Genomic DNA, 14323 nt, shown 5'->3' with positions numbered 1-14323 from the left:
TTTTGGGTGGTTATATAGTCTATTTTATAAATTATTTTGTTCTGAAAGAATAGATGGCCACTGTTTTAGTAAGGATAGAAAGGAAATAAAAAAATGAATATTTCAACAGATACATTAATGATTGTTTTACTTGTATTAGCGGGTTCAGTTGGAACTGGTAGTCTTGGCGTTCTTGGTTTATCTGCTAAAAAAATTAAAAAATATAAAGCAGAAATTAGAGAATTACGAACTGCTGTAATTGCACATGAAAAGCATTTACGCGGTGCTGAAAGTGCAACAGAATTAGCAATTAAAACTGGGCAAATTAAAAATGTCAAAAAACAAGTTAAAATTATTGATAAAGAATATGCTAAAAAAGAAGCGATTGAAAAACTTACAAATAGCATTTAAAAAATAACCAATTAAGGTTATTTTTTATTTGTTATTTACAATATAATAATTAATAAAATATTCTACTTTTTCAGAAAAAGTATAGTTTTGTGGTAAATTATTTCAGATTTTTTCTTGCTCTTGATTTAAGTAAAGATTAACTGTTTTTCGAATAAAGCTAGAATAATATATTTTCCGTTTTTGATTATATTTATCTTTTCGTTTTTTATTATATGTTTTCTTCATAATATTACCTCTCATAATTAGCAATAATAATTGCATCGCGGAGATGATTACTTATTTTTTCATTATTATAAAATCAACCTTTACCATATTGATAAGTTAAATTAGTATCTTTATCATATTTTCATAAACAACTATCATTATATTTACTTAAATTTTCCATATTTTTAACAACTGATTTAGTATGTCGTGAGGATACTCAGTTAGATACTCAATTAATAATAGTATAATGTTTCTTTTTAATTTCAATAGCTTCAATAGCACCTAGTAATCGCAATAAATCATCACGGTCTTTTGAACCATTAGCATTTGTTGGTAAACAATTTTCAATGTTTATAATACTAAGAAAATTACAATATTTGCATTTGCATAATATATCTTTTATAAAAGATATGTGTTTTAATCACGACATACTAGTAAATTCGAATTTTTCCTTTAATTTATTATCTTCATAAATAACAATACCAGTAGTACCAGTACCTGATGGGTCAATACCTATTTTTATCATTATTTTAAAAACCTTTCTTTAAATTGATAATAAAAATCTTCACTTTGTTTTTTAATAATAACTGGTTCTAATTTTGTTGCACTTGTAGTTTCTTTAATAACTTGATTACTATTTTCTTTACTTATTTCAGTACTATCAGGATCTAATTCATCTGTTGCTATACCAAAAGTTTTACATAATCAATAACGAGCTCCATAAGTTAAAGCACTACAAATTGCTTTTGCAATATCTGAATTTTGTGCTGATAAAATAATTCCTAATTCTAATTTTTCACTACCTTTATAAAGTGTTAATAATCCTTTTGAATAATAATTTGTTAATTTTCCACCTTTACTACTTTGTGTTTCTGTAAAACTTGGTTCTCCAACTGCTTGAATAGTATAAGTTATACCTTGTTTACGTAATTGTGGTTTTAAGGTTTGATAGAGGTCACTTTCTGTAAAATAATTATAATTATTATGGTCATTTCTGGCATTTTTACCAACAAAAAGATTTATATCAGATTGAATTTCTCCAATACTTTCAATTAATTTTTTTGTTTTAGTTTCTTGTGGCATTTTCTCATTTCTCTCTTTCTTGTCATATTAAAATGGCTTCTTTAATTTGTTTTAAATATTGTTTAGTAATATTAACTTTTTCTTTAATTACTATTTTTAATTTTGGATTTATAATTATCATTAATATTTTTTTATTATCTATACAAAAGTTTTTTTCTAATAAATAATAAAGTTTTAATTGTCAAATATAGCGTTCAATATCCGCTTTTTCATTAGAACTTGTAATTTTTCAATCACACATTATATATTCATTATCTGTTGTTATACCAATAAAATCAGTTGTACCACACATTAAAGGACTATAAAGTGTTTTTTTCAGTTTCATAATGTCTAAATTTAATATCTTTAAAAGTTTCTTGATATAGTTTTATAAAATTTTTAAATAATTCATGATGTGATTTTATTTCATAATCAATAAATTCAATTAATTCATCATCAAAATTATTTTTTATTCAAACATCAATCATATTATGTATACATATTCCACGATTTTGTGCTAATTTTAAAATATTATCATCAATTTGCGAATAGTCTTTTGGTAATAAAATATTAACAATTTGACTAACACTAGGGATTAAAATACTATACTTATGTAATTCATCATTATAAATATATAAAGATTTTAAATTTAATCTCATAAAATTGCTTCATTAGTATCAATATTTTCATTATCATTATTAAATAATTCTTTTGTATCAGATGAATTAAATTCTATTTTTTCTTGTGGTTTTTCAGATAAAGTATCTTTTTTTAAATTATTATTAGTTTGTAAAAATTCACAACTATAAACTCTTACCATTCATTGTATTTTATTATCTTTATCTTTATAAGATTGTAAAATACCTGTAATTGCAATTTTACTACCTTTATGACAATATTGTTGTAATAAATTTGCTTGTTTATTTCAAACTTGACAAGTAATAAAATCAGTATCTTTTTGAATTGAATGTGGTCGTGTTACTGCTAATTGAAACATGGCATATTCTTTACCATTTTGTGTTCTTTTAATTTCAATATCTTTTGTTGTTCTACCAATGGCAATAAATTGATTCATTATTAATCCTCCTTATTGGATAATTAGCATATTTAGATTTAGAATTATCTTTTAAAACATAGTTTTTTCTTAAAGTATTTTCTGAACAACTTGATAATATACATCTGTCAACTTTTTCACAATTTATACAATAAAATTGAACTCAAAAATCACTTTTCTTTAATTGAAATTGCTTTAATTTAGCAAGTTCTTTTTTAATTTTTTCATTTTCTTCTTTAATTTTGTTAAATTTAATTGATTCTGTTATATTCATTATTTTTTTTCCTCAATAACAAGTTAATTGTTCTAATTGTTGCTTAGTCAAAGTTGATGTATTTATGTAATAATAATTAAAATTAGCATTTACTGATTTATGAATAATTTTACAATCCTTAAAAATTTCATAACCTTTAAAGTCTTTTATTTTTCCTTTAAAAATAATTGATTGTATACTTTTAACTTCAATTTTTAAATTATTATTATTATATATTTCAATTCAATCTTTTAATTTTTCTAACATTATTAATCCTCCTCAATAACAGTTAATTGTTCTAATTGTTTTTTTGTAATTTTAATATTTTTTAAATAAGCACCAGATAGATAAATTAACACCTTGTAAATCAGCATCTTTTAAAACATCCCAACGTAAATCAGCACCTCATAAATTAGCCCATTGTAAATTAGCACCAGCTAAAACAGTACGAGTTAAATTAGGACCATTTAAAAAAGCATCTTGTAAATCTAATACTTCAATTCTTAAATATTCTCTTATTTTTCAATTTTCAACAGTAACTCCTGTTAAATCTTTTATCATTTCGTGTAATGTTTTCATAATTTAATTCCTCCAAATTCTTTTCTGCAATTAAAGTATCAATATAGTCACAAGCACTTTCTTCTGAATGACATTCTTCTAATGCTTTATTAAATAAATCTTCTTCTGTGTAAACTTTGCCATCTTCATCTTTTCACATATATTCTTTTCACATATATTCATAATTTAATTCCTGGCTGCTTTTAATCTTTTTAATTATTTTTTTAATTTTAATGACTTCGATTATTCCATATATTGTAAAAGGCAATATCACTAAGCATGAAATAATATTTATTATGATTATTATTAATGTTCATATACTCATATTTAACTCCTCCTAATTCTTTTTATTTTCTGAACATATCGCATATTATGATCATAAAAGATGATCTTGTCTTATTTGTTTCTTTTTTCCACATTTGATACATATTGCACAACATTTAAAATAACAATTTACTATTCCATGTTTTGAATGTTTTGAATGTTTATAAAATCATTTTTCATTAATATATTTACTCATTTTTTATTTTTAATTCTTTTTAGTATTTAATGCTCAATGTTCATCAGTAATTTCATTGTGTGTAAGGATATATTTATTTTGTTTATCACATTTAAAGCAATAACCTCAATATCTTTTTTTAAGACAACTATTCTTTTTCATCTTTACCTCCTAAATTATTCCTTTTATTTTTTTCTCAAATTGTAATATTTTTCATCCATCTGATGCTAAATCTAAAATATCGTTAATTTTGTAATGTTCCATATAAGACGCAATAACACCTCATTTATCTTTAAATAAATTTAAGTACATTTTTGATCATTCTAAACATTGAAAATCATAATGTTTTTTATGATGTGAAATACGACAATCAATAGGTTGACAATTAACTCAATCAAATGATGTTGTTATTTCATCTTAAGTTTTATTAATATATTTACTTTTATATTCTGTCATTTTTTAATTCTCCTTTTTAACTCGCTGGCACTCACTCCCAAGTGAAAGTGCCAAAGCGAGAATTAGTTATATAAGTATTTATCTATTTATTTACTACGCCATCCGCTTTACTTGGGGGTAAGCGGTGGCGGTGTTATGTTTGTTTTAGCATCTATTAAAAATCTGCAACTATATTTTTAAATTAGACGCCAGACATATATATGTCTTCCTTCATCCGCACCATTTTAGGTCAAATCGTTCAGTTTTTGAAATTAAATTTACTTGCACCCATATGAAGGACCGAATGCTAATCGCAAATTTATTTATAAAGTGACCATCTCTATTTTTATTGTGGTTTGATGTTGACCTTGCACTTATCACCACTATCGCAAGTTATTGCGTCTATTATTTCCAGACTGATTACTGTTGGGTTAGACCACCAAAATATTTATTAAATTGTTAGATTGTTTTTTAAATAAAAAAACAACCCTTTAACAAGAGTTGTTTTGGCAAATTTCATTTTACAGGATACATTATTAATAACTTTTTCAATAGTTTTATATTTATGTTTTTCTGTCATTGTTAATTTTCTTTCCATAGTTATCACCAAATTAATAATATAAATAATTGCGAAATTTTTGTTAGATAACTATTACGAAATTATCACAAGATAAGGACAATTTTTTTTAAATAAAATTGACATTATGTCAAGACAGTGGTATATATATTACTGTAGCTTAGGATAAAATTTAAAATTAAAATGCAGGTGTAGTTTAATGGTAGAACTTCAGCCTTCCAAGCTGACTGTGAGGGTTCGATTCCCTTCACCTGCTCCATGATATTAATTGTTAGTTTAACAATTTTTTTTATGTTAAAATAAAAGGGTAAGGTGCAAAAGAGGAGTTAGTGATTCTTATGAAAGTCATTAAAAACAATAATAAAAAAGAGTCTACTAGTAATTGAGAACATTTACCACCAGAAATACAACATGATTTAGAATTTCATGCTTCACGAACAGTGTTTTGAAAAAGTTTTTTATTTTTAATTATTGAAGCAGTAGGGCCATTTTTATTATTGTTTTTTTTATCTTCTCCTGACTTAAGTTTTACCTACCATTATGATGTTGGAATTGGAATTGGTTTTGGTTTAACAATGGTTTTTAGTGTTTTTTTATTAACTTGTCTGGGGTTTTATTTTCATTTTCATCAAGCTGACCAGTTTACTTATACAATTGCATTATCTTGAATGCTATATGGCATTTACTTAACTGGATATTGATGAGGATGAGATAAGATTTTATATCGTTGTTTAGTATCATTTCTTTTTCTCTTAGGTGCTATTTTTGTTGGGACATTTATAACCGTATGAATGCGTAATCTTCGTGGATATTTTCAAATGAAAAAAAATAAGAAACAATCTGGATTACCAGTTAGCAATGAAAAAGAAAGCAATAATTCACCGGTTGATTCAGCACTAACAAAAAAAGAACTCTAATTATTTTTTTGTAAATTAGTTAATTTTAAATCAATAATTGTTAAAAAAATTTTTTCTTTTGTTTGTTCATACATATAATTCGCTCAATAAATTCATAGAATGTTTTGATAATACATTCATGCTGCTACTTTTTCTTGTTGCTGTGATGTTAAATTAAAAAGATTAAATCAATAAGTTTGTTCAGCTTTTGTTGTTAATGTTTCAGAAGCAAATGAAGCAATATCAAAAAATTTATCATTTAATATTGCATATTCAAAATCAATTAAGTAGAGTTTTTGATTTAAAAAAACTAAATTGCCACTATTTAAGTCATTATGGCATAAAACAAGTTCTGTTGGTTGCAATTTTGAATAATCAAGATTTTTTTCATATGTTGTTAAATTGACCAATTGCTTACAAATTGCCGATTTTAATGTTATTAAAAATTGTTTGGGATTAAATGTTTTAATTTGATTATTTGTATTAATTTTAGTTTTTCATAATTGTTTAATTATTGTAGCAACTTGGGTTAGGACTTGGTTTGTAAGCTTAACCATACTAAGGGATTGCAAAGTTGGATAATATGGTGTAACCAAAAAGAAATGTTCACCATCATAACCATAATCAACAATTGGTAATGTTAAATCACTATTTTTAATTTGTTCTAAAACAAAAATTTCATTTTGATGATCAATGAATAAATTAGTGAAAGGACTACTATAACGGATAAAAAGATTATCAATACTTTGATAATTTTGGTTCGTAATACCTAAATTTAATTTTGCTTTAATTTGGTATTTTATCATATTTCTGACTTCCATTCTGTATGATATATAGTATTAATTTTATTATACAATATATATAGTAAAGAAAAGCGGGGAAATAAAAAATGGAAGAAATTTGGATTGCTACTAATAATAAGAACAAAGTACGAGAATTTAAAGAAATGTTTGAAGGTATTAATATAATTGTTAAATCATTATTAGATTTAACAACACCTGTGCCTGAAATTCCTGAAACAGGAACATCCTTTGAAGAAAATGCATTTTTAAAAGCTGATTATTTAAGTAAAATGTTAAATAAGCCAGTATTAGCGGATGATTCTGGGTTAGAAATTATTGGTTTAGGAAATTTTCCTGGTGTTAATACTCGCCGTTGAGCAGAACCAATTACTGATAATAATATTATTAATAATTTATTAATTGAAAAATGTCGATCACTAGAACAACGTGATGCACAAGCAGTTTGTGTTTTATGTTATATTAATCCAATTACAAACGAAACAAGATATTTCCGTGGAGTAACAAAAGGCCTTATTACTGTAGAACCAAGTGGTACTAATGTTTTTGGTTATGATGCCATTTTTTTCTTACCTGAAATTGGCCAAACTTATGCTGAATTAACTATAATAGAAAAAAATAAGTATTCACATCGTTCAAAGGCTTTTCAGATGTTTAAAAAATGATGATTAGGAGGAAAAGATGAAAACAACAAAAAAAATTAACATTATTTTATTTGAACCAGAAATTGCACAAAATGTTGGAGCCATTATGCGAACTTGTGTTGCAATTAATGCTAAATTACATTTAATTGAACCATTTGGATTTATTTTTGATGAACGATTTATTACTCGTAGTAGTGCAAATTATGTTGATTTTGCTGATTATGAAACATATAATGATTGAAATCATTTTTTGCAATTAAATCCAAATCTTAAATTATATTGTGCAACTCGTTATGCTCAACAGCCACATAGTGCAATTGATTTTACCAAGGATGAAAAAATTTTTATTTTATTTGGACGTGAATCAACTGGTATTCCAACAGCAATTTTGAAAGAACATTTAGCACGAACTTTTCGCATTCCAATGTCAGAAAAAGTTCGTAGTTTAAATGTTGCTAATACAGTTGGAATTGTTGGTTATGAAATTATGCGTCAATTAGATTATCCCGGGTTATCTAAAGTTGAAATTCAAAAAGGGGCTGATTTTTTAAAACAAAAATAACAATGCTTTTTGTAAATTTTTTTCTTACTTTTGAAAAAAGTTTTTTCTAATTCTTTTAAGTATTGAGTTATATTGGTTGTTTTTAGAAAGGATGATAAAGAATGAATCAAGTAATATTGGTTGGGCAAGTAGAAGGAACTTATGAAATTATTTATGATAAAAAAGAAGCAGAACGAAAACTAATGAAATTTTTACTAAAGATTCAGCGACCTTTTAAAAATAAAGATGGTAACTATGACAGTGATTTAGTTAATGTTAAAGTATGAACAAATAATATCGATGATTTAGATATTAGTTTACGTGATAAAGCAATTATTGCCGTCAAAGGGCGAATTCAATCATTTCGTTCCAATAATTTTGATGAAGAAAATTATTATAACGATATAATTGCTGACCGTGTTACGTATTTAAGCAGTTTTAACTAACATTATTAATATTATTAACTTAATACCAATTAGCCATTTCCTTTGAAATGGCTTTTTATATAAAAAAGTTAAAATTTAGTAGTAAATAAACAATAGTTTCAATAAAAAAAGGATAAAATAAGTTCTTTTTAAGTAATTAGTTTTTTGTAAAAAAAATTAATATTTTTACTAAAAACGATTGCAAAAAAAATGAGGATTTTATATAATTATAAAGGTGTCAGTTGGGAGTAATTTATTACTTAATCATAATAAATACTTACTTGCATTATCAAAAAAATACTAAAAATATGAAAAAAAGAGTCAAAAGTTATTGACAATAAACGCATAATTTTGTATAATTTAAAAGGTGTTTTGCTGACACAATAACGATCTTTGAAAACTAAACATAACAACAAAAGATAATCATTTAATCAATGAATATCCGTCATTAAAGTTAGGAACAAAAACGATATTTTTTAATGAGAGTTTGATCCTGGCTCAGGATGAACGCTGGCGGCATGCCTAATACATGCAAGTCGAACGGGGTGCTTGCACCCAGTGGCGAACGGGTGAGTAACACGTATCTAATCTACCCATTAGCGGGGGATAACAGTTGGAAACGACTGATAATACCGCATACGACATTTTCTGGCATCAGAGAATGTTAAAAGGTCCGTTTGGATCACTAATGGATGAGGATGCGGCGTATTAGTTAGTTGGTGGGGTAATGGCCTACCAAGACAATGATACGTAGCCGAACTGAGAGGTTGATCGGCCACATCGGGACTGAGACACGGCCCGAACTCCTACGGGAGGCAGCAGTAGGGAATTTTTCACAATGGGCGAAAGCCTGATGGAGCAATGCCGCGTGACTGAAGACGGTCTTCGGATTGTAAAGGTCTGTTGTAAGGGAAGAACAGTAAGTATAGGAAATGATACTTATTTGACGGTACCTTACCAGAAAGCCACGGCTAACTATGTGCCAGCAGCCGCGGTAATACATAGGTGGCAAGCGTTATCCGGATTTATTGGGCGTAAAGCGTGCGCAGACGGTTTAACAAGTTTGGGGTCAAATTCTGGAGCTCAACTCCAGTTCGCCTTGAAAACTGTTAAGCTAGAGTGTAGGAGAGGTCGATGGAATTCCATGTGTAGCGGTGAAATGCGTAGATATATGGAGGAACACCGGTGGCGAAGGCGGTCGACTGGCCTATCACTGACGTTTAGGCACGAAAGCGTAGGGAGCAAATAGGATTAGATACCCTAGTAGTCTACGCCGTAAACGATGAGTACTAAGTGTCGGACTAAGTTCGGTGCTGCAGCTAACGCATTAAGTACTCCGCCTGAGTAGTATGCTCGCAAGAGTGAAACTCAAAGGAATTGACGGGGACCCGCACAAGCGGTGGAGCATGTGGTTTAATTCGAAGCAACGCGAAGAACCTTACCAAGGCTTGACATCCAGTGCAAAGCTGTAGAAATACAGTGGAGGTTAACATTGAGACAGGTGGTGCATGGTTGTCGTCAGCTCGTGCCGTGAGGTGTTTGGTTAAGTCCAGTAACGAGCGCAACCCTTGCCGTTATTTACTCCATTAAGTTGAGATACTCTAACGGGACTGCTAGTGTAAGCTAGAGGAAGGTGGGGATGACGTCAAATCAGCATGCCCCTTATATCTTGGGCTACACACGTGCTACAATGGTCGGTACAAACAGTTGCGATCTCGTAAGAGGGAGCTAATCTGAAAAAGCCGATCTCAGTTCGGATTGAGGGCTGCAACTCGCCCTCATGAAGCCGGAATCGCTAGTAATCGCGAATCAGCAATGTCGCGGTGAATACGTTCTCGGGTCTTGTACACACCGCCCGTCACACCATGAGAGTTGATAATACCAGAAGTCGGTATTCTAACCGCAAGGAGGAAGCCGCCCAAGGTAGGATTAATGATTAGGGTGAAGTCGTAACAAGGTATCCGTACGAGAACGTGCGGATGGATCACCTCCTTTCTATGGAGTTAATACTTTATAGTAATTAACTAGCTTTAATGACCGTTATGTTTAGTTTTCAGAGATTAGTTTCTCTGAAAATAACAAGTAAATGTTATTGGAATTGTTCTTTGAAAACTGGATAATAGACATCTAGTTATTTTAATCACATGATTAAAATAACAATAATTCAAAATTTCTGTTATTTTTAAAAAATAACTAAAATTTCACAGTTATATTTGTAAATGATTCTCAAAAAACTGATTTAAAATCAAGTCAAATAATTTATAAAACTTTGAAGTTACAAAGGGCGTATGGTGAATGCCTTGGGAATAGGAGACGATGAAGGACGTGACTACCTGCGATAAGGTTCGGGGAGCTGGAAGTAAGCTTTGATCCGGACATGTCCGAATGGGGAAACCCGGTGAGATTAATCTCTCATCATCCTATAATGAATAAATAGTTATAGTGAAGGTATACCTAGGGAATTGAAACATCTTAGTACCTAGAGGAAAAGAAAGCGAATGCGATTCTCTTAGTAGCGGCGAGCGAACGGGGAACAGCCCAAACCAGATTTATCTGGGGTTGTAGGACCATAATAGTAGAGTTACAAAACTTGTTTATAGTAGAAATGGTTGGGAAACCATGCCGTAGAGGGTGATAGCCCCGTATACGAAATAGACAAGACTCGAAATGGAATCCTGAGTACGGCGAGACACGTGAAATCTTGTCGGAATCAACGCGGACCACCGCGTAAGGCTAAATACTACCTATTCACCGATAGTGAACCAGTACCGTGAGGGAAAGGTGAAAAGCACCCCGGGAGGGAAGTGAAATAGTACCTGAAACCATATGCCTACAAGAAGTCGGAGCCCGTTAATGGGTGACGGCGTGCCTTTTGTAGAATGAGCCGGCGAGTTATGATAGCATGCAAGGTTAAGTAGAAAATACGGAGCCGTAGTGAAAGCGAGCCTTAATAGGGCGTTTAGTATGTTGTCATAGACCCGAAACCAGGTGATCTAGCCATGAGCAGGTTGAAGTTGAGGTAAAACTTAATGGAGGACCGAACCGACGTTCGTTGAAAAGACCGCGGATGACTTGTGGCTAGGGGTGAAATTCCAATCGAACCTGGAGATAGCTGGTTCTCCCCGATATAGCTTTAGGGCTAGCGTCGAGGTTAGCAAGTTGGAGGTAGAGCACTAAATGTATGATGGCCCCACCTAGGGGTACTGAATGCAATTAAACTCCGAATGCCAATTTTGTATACTCGGCAGTCAGTACATGGGTGATAAGGTCCATGCACGTAAGGGAAACAGCCCAGATCATCAGCTAAGGTCCCAAAATTTATGCTAAGTGTGTAAGGATGTGAAGTCGCTTAGACAGCTAGGAGGTTGGCTTAGAAGCAGCCACCCTTTAAAGAGTGCGTAACAGCTCACTAGTCGAGTAACTTTGCGCCGAAAATGTACCGGGGCTAAGCATAATACCGAAGCTATGGGTTTTGTATATTTATATACAGGGCGGTAGGGGAGCGTTCTAACAGGGATGAAGGTAGACCGTGAGGACTGCTGGACTGGTTAGAAGTGAGAATGCCGGCATGAGTAACGTTTGAGGGTGAGAATCCCTCATGCCGTTTGACCAAGGTTTCCTGGGCAAGGTTCGTCCACCCAGGGTTAGTCAGGACCTAAGGCGAGGCCGAAAGGCGTAGTCGATGGACAACAGGTTGATATTCCTGTACCACCATATAGAGCGATGGAGTGACGGAGAAGGATAGTATATCCCGGTTATTGGATTCTCCGGGCTAAGCACAAAGAGGGTAAGGTTGGCAAATCCGCCTTGCATAACCTTGAAGTGTGATGGGGAGCGAACGGTTCGCCTAGTAGCGAAGTATATGACTCCATGCTTCCAAGAAAAGCTTCTAGCACTATTTATATGGTGCCTGTACCTAGAACGAACACACGTGGTCAAGGAGAGAATCCTAAGGCAAGCGAGATAACTGTAGCTAAGGAACTCTGCAAAATAACCCCGTAAGTTAGCGAGAAGGGGTGCTCATAGCAATATGAGCCGCAGTGAAGAGGAAGGGGCAACTGTTTAGCAAAAACACAGCTCTCTGCAAAGTCGTAAGACGACGTATAGGGGGTGACGCCTGCCCAGTGCTGGAAGGTTAAGGGGATTAGTTAGCATTAGCGAAGCTTTGAACCGAAGCCCCAGTGAACGGCGGCCGTAACTATAACGGTCCTAAGGTAGCGAAATTCCTTGTCAGGTAAGTTCTGACCCGCACGAAAGGCGTAATGATCCCTTCGCTGTCTCGGCTGCAGACTCGGTGAAATTTTAGTACCTGTGAAGATGCAGGTTACCCGCAACTAGACGGAAAGACCCCATGGAGCTTTACTATAGCTTGATATTGGGTTTTGATATAGCATGTATAGGATAGGTGGGAGACTTTGAAGCAGTAACGCTAGTTGTTGTGGAGTCATCCTTGGAATACCACCCTTGTTATGTCGGAATCCTAACCTAGATCTGTAAGCCAGATCAGAGACAGTGTCAGGTGGGTAGTTTGACTGGGGCGGTCGCCTCCTAAAATGTAACGGAGGCGCCCAAAGGTACCCTCAGTATGGTCGGAAATCATACATAGAGCGCAAAGGTAGAAGGGTGCTTGACTGTGAGACTTACAAGTCGAACAGGAGCGAAAGCTGGGCTTAGTGATCCGGCGGTCCCGTGTGGAAGGGCCGTCGCTCAACGGATAAAAGTTACCCTGGGGATAACAGGCTGATCTCCCCCAAGAGTTCACATCGACGGGGAGGTTTGGCACCTCGATGTCGGCTCATCGCATCCTGGAGCTGAAGTTGGTTCCAAGGGTTGGGCTGTTCGCCCATTAAAGCGGTACGCGAGCTGGGTTCAGAACGTCGTGAGACAGTTTGGTCCCTATCTGTTGTGGGCGTAGGAAATTTGAAGAGATCTGTCCCTAGTACGAGAGGGCCGGGATGGACACACCTCTGGTGCTCCAGTTGTCACGCCAGTGGCACAGCTGGGTAGCTATGTGTGGAAATGATAATCGCTGAAGGCATCTAAGCGAGAAGCATACTTTAAGATGAGATTTCCCATCCTTTATGGAGTAAGACCCCTTGAAGACGACAAGGTTGATAGGTTGGGTGTGTAAGCACGGCGACGTGTTCAGCTAACCAATACTAATAGGTCGAGGACTTCAAAAAAGCGAGAGTTTATTTACAAATTTTAGACAGTTTATTATCTAGTTTTGAGCGGATAATTTCTCTCAGATATAATCTGGTGCTTATGGCATAGTGGACACACCCGTTCCCATTCCGAACACGGAAGTTAAGCACTATTACGCCGACAATAGCCGCAAGGTGAAAATAGGGCAGTGCCAGGTTAAAAAAGGTTTTGACCTTTTTTAATATTTTTTAGATTAAGTTACAATTTACAGTTTATTAAAAAATATGTAGTATTGTAATACATAAAAATTCTAATTTATGAAAAATAGAAAAAATTAATAGTTCAAAAAAATATGGAACTAGATTTTTTAGTGATATTGTATATAAATGAGAATTAAATAATGAACCACAAATACCAACAATCAATCAAAACACCGGTGAAATTATTGACTGAAAAGAACAAAAAGGAACTGAATAACAGTTCTTTTTTTATATTAATCGCACAAATTTCATAAAAATAAATTGGGGAACAAACCACCATTATAATTATTAATCGTATAAAACCGATTTTTAAATGCTGAATATAATTTAATATCTAATTGCTTATATTTATCAGAAAAATAAAAATATCGTGGGTAAATTTTAAAACCATTATTTACTAACAAACCATATTTTTTATTATAACCTTGAACATAAGTATTATTTTCTAAATAAAAAATCGTACGTAAATAATTAGTATAAAATTTCTGTGAAATCTTAAACATACTATTTAATAATTTATCAAATTGTAATTTATCGTTAATATTTTCACTCAACAAAATATTATTAAAATTTTGTAATT

General features: G+C 32.0%; 18 protein-coding genes, 1 tRNA gene and 3 rRNA genes. 9 read left to right on the top strand and 13 right to left on the bottom strand.

The window, feature by feature from the left end:
* Nucleotides 1-93 precede the first annotated feature (93 nt).
* On the top strand, nucleotides 94-390 hold the full coding sequence (locus C6B38_RS06090) for a hypothetical protein (RefSeq protein WP_105298993.1): 297 nt from the start codon (nucleotides 94-96) through the stop codon (nucleotides 388-390).
* Nucleotides 391-414: 24 nt separating this feature from the next.
* Here C6B38_RS06090 and C6B38_RS06085 read toward each other — a convergent pair whose 3' ends face one another.
* The 11 genes from C6B38_RS06085 to C6B38_RS10205 form a co-directional block, all read right to left on the bottom strand.
* Entirely contained in the window at nucleotides 415-615 is a 201-nt protein-coding gene (locus C6B38_RS06085) for a hypothetical protein (RefSeq protein ID WP_105298393.1), read from the bottom strand.
* A gap of 4 nt (nucleotides 616-619) precedes the next feature.
* Nucleotides 620-1120: a hypothetical protein gene (locus C6B38_RS06080; RefSeq protein ID WP_105298392.1), complete on the bottom strand. Its 501-nt coding sequence runs from the start codon at nucleotides 1118-1120 to the stop codon at nucleotides 620-622.
* Entirely contained in the window at nucleotides 1120-1677 is a 558-nt protein-coding gene (locus C6B38_RS06075; protein ID WP_105298391.1) for an ERF family protein, read from the bottom strand. Before C6B38_RS06075 ends, C6B38_RS06080 begins: the two co-directional genes overlap by 1 nt.
* Entirely contained in the window at nucleotides 1661-2002 is a 342-nt protein-coding gene (locus C6B38_RS06070) for a hypothetical protein (RefSeq protein WP_105298390.1), read from the bottom strand. Before C6B38_RS06070 ends, C6B38_RS06075 begins: the two co-directional genes overlap by 17 nt.
* Entirely contained in the window at nucleotides 1977-2315 is a 339-nt protein-coding gene (locus C6B38_RS06065; RefSeq protein WP_105298389.1) for a hypothetical protein, read from the bottom strand. The genes C6B38_RS06070 and C6B38_RS06065 overlap by 26 nt, the downstream gene beginning before the upstream one ends.
* Nucleotides 2306-2731, bottom strand: coding sequence for a single-stranded DNA-binding protein (locus tag C6B38_RS06060; RefSeq protein WP_105298992.1), 426 nt, complete (start codon nucleotides 2729-2731; stop codon nucleotides 2306-2308). The genes C6B38_RS06065 and C6B38_RS06060 overlap by 10 nt, the downstream gene beginning before the upstream one ends.
* Nucleotides 2706-3230: a hypothetical protein gene (locus C6B38_RS06055; protein WP_105298991.1), complete on the bottom strand. Its 525-nt coding sequence runs from the start codon at nucleotides 3228-3230 to the stop codon at nucleotides 2706-2708. Before C6B38_RS06055 ends, C6B38_RS06060 begins: the two co-directional genes overlap by 26 nt.
* A gap of 51 nt (nucleotides 3231-3281) precedes the next feature.
* Nucleotides 3282-3542: a pentapeptide repeat-containing protein gene (locus C6B38_RS06050; RefSeq protein ID WP_105298990.1), complete on the bottom strand. Its 261-nt coding sequence runs from the start codon at nucleotides 3540-3542 to the stop codon at nucleotides 3282-3284.
* A gap of 508 nt (nucleotides 3543-4050) precedes the next feature.
* The gene (locus tag C6B38_RS11950; protein ID WP_255401086.1) at nucleotides 4051-4182 is read right to left on the bottom strand and encodes a hypothetical protein; all 132 of its coding nucleotides are present in this window, start codon (nucleotides 4180-4182) and stop codon (nucleotides 4051-4053) included.
* Nucleotides 4183-4191: 9 nt separating this feature from the next.
* Nucleotides 4192-4332 carry a hypothetical protein gene (locus tag C6B38_RS10210; protein ID WP_162302559.1) on the bottom strand — a complete coding sequence of 47 codons (141 nt, stop codon included), beginning with the start codon at nucleotides 4330-4332 and terminating at the stop codon, nucleotides 4192-4194.
* A gap of 574 nt (nucleotides 4333-4906) precedes the next feature.
* Nucleotides 4907-5053 (bottom strand): hypothetical protein, encoded by a 147-nt coding sequence (locus C6B38_RS10205; RefSeq protein WP_162475910.1) that lies wholly within the window; start codon nucleotides 5051-5053, stop codon nucleotides 4907-4909.
* Between the two features lie 164 nt (nucleotides 5054-5217).
* Between C6B38_RS10205 and C6B38_RS06045 the strand changes: the two genes are divergently transcribed.
* Both C6B38_RS06045 and C6B38_RS06040 read left to right on the top strand, forming a co-directional pair.
* Nucleotides 5218-5291, top strand: a tRNA-Gly gene (locus tag C6B38_RS06045).
* 79 nt (nucleotides 5292-5370) lie between these two features.
* Nucleotides 5371-5949 (top strand): DxFTY motif-containing membrane protein, encoded by a 579-nt coding sequence (locus C6B38_RS06040; protein ID WP_105298989.1) that lies wholly within the window; start codon nucleotides 5371-5373, stop codon nucleotides 5947-5949.
* Here C6B38_RS06040 and C6B38_RS06035 read toward each other — a convergent pair.
* Entirely contained in the window at nucleotides 5946-6734 is a 789-nt protein-coding gene (locus C6B38_RS06035; RefSeq protein WP_105298988.1) for a phosphotransferase, read from the bottom strand. The genes C6B38_RS06040 and C6B38_RS06035 overlap by 4 nt on opposite strands.
* An 83-nt stretch (nucleotides 6735-6817) precedes the next feature.
* On the opposite strand from C6B38_RS06035, the gene rdgB reads away from it, so the two are divergent.
* The 6 genes from rdgB (at nucleotide 6818) to rrf (ending at nucleotide 13700) form a co-directional block, all read left to right on the top strand.
* Nucleotides 6818-7432 (top strand): RdgB/HAM1 family non-canonical purine NTP pyrophosphatase, encoded by a 615-nt coding sequence (gene rdgB, locus C6B38_RS06030; protein ID WP_105298987.1) that lies wholly within the window; start codon nucleotides 6818-6820, stop codon nucleotides 7430-7432.
* On the top strand, nucleotides 7410-7934 hold the full coding sequence (locus C6B38_RS06025) for a tRNA (cytidine(34)-2'-O)-methyltransferase (RefSeq protein WP_105298986.1): 525 nt from the start codon (nucleotides 7410-7412) through the stop codon (nucleotides 7932-7934). Before rdgB ends, C6B38_RS06025 begins: the two co-directional genes overlap by 23 nt.
* A gap of 101 nt (nucleotides 7935-8035) precedes the next feature.
* Nucleotides 8036-8359 (top strand): single-stranded DNA-binding protein, encoded by a 324-nt coding sequence (locus C6B38_RS06020; RefSeq protein WP_004572346.1) that lies wholly within the window; start codon nucleotides 8036-8038, stop codon nucleotides 8357-8359.
* 454 nt (nucleotides 8360-8813) lie between these two features.
* Nucleotides 8814-10333, top strand: a 16S ribosomal RNA gene (locus C6B38_RS06015).
* A gap of 273 nt (nucleotides 10334-10606) precedes the next feature.
* Nucleotides 10607-13521: ribosomal RNA gene (locus C6B38_RS06010) — 23S ribosomal RNA — on the top strand.
* Nucleotides 13522-13593: 72 nt separating this feature from the next.
* Nucleotides 13594-13700, top strand: a 5S ribosomal RNA gene (rrf, locus tag C6B38_RS06005).
* Together the 16S, 23S and 5S rRNA genes form the textbook arrangement of a ribosomal RNA operon.
* Nucleotides 13701-13976: 276 nt before the next feature.
* Here the strand turns inward: rrf and C6B38_RS06000 are convergent.
* Nucleotides 13977-14323: spiroplasma phage ORF1-like family protein (locus C6B38_RS06000; protein ID WP_233485597.1), on the bottom strand; the 347-nt coding region annotated here is incomplete at its 5' end.

Source organism: Spiroplasma sp. ChiS, assembly GCF_002968355.1.
Classification (GTDB): Bacteria; Bacillota_I; Bacilli_A; order Mycoplasmatales; family Mycoplasmataceae; genus Spiroplasma; species Spiroplasma citri.
This window is presented reverse-complemented; position numbering and strand designations above follow the sequence as displayed.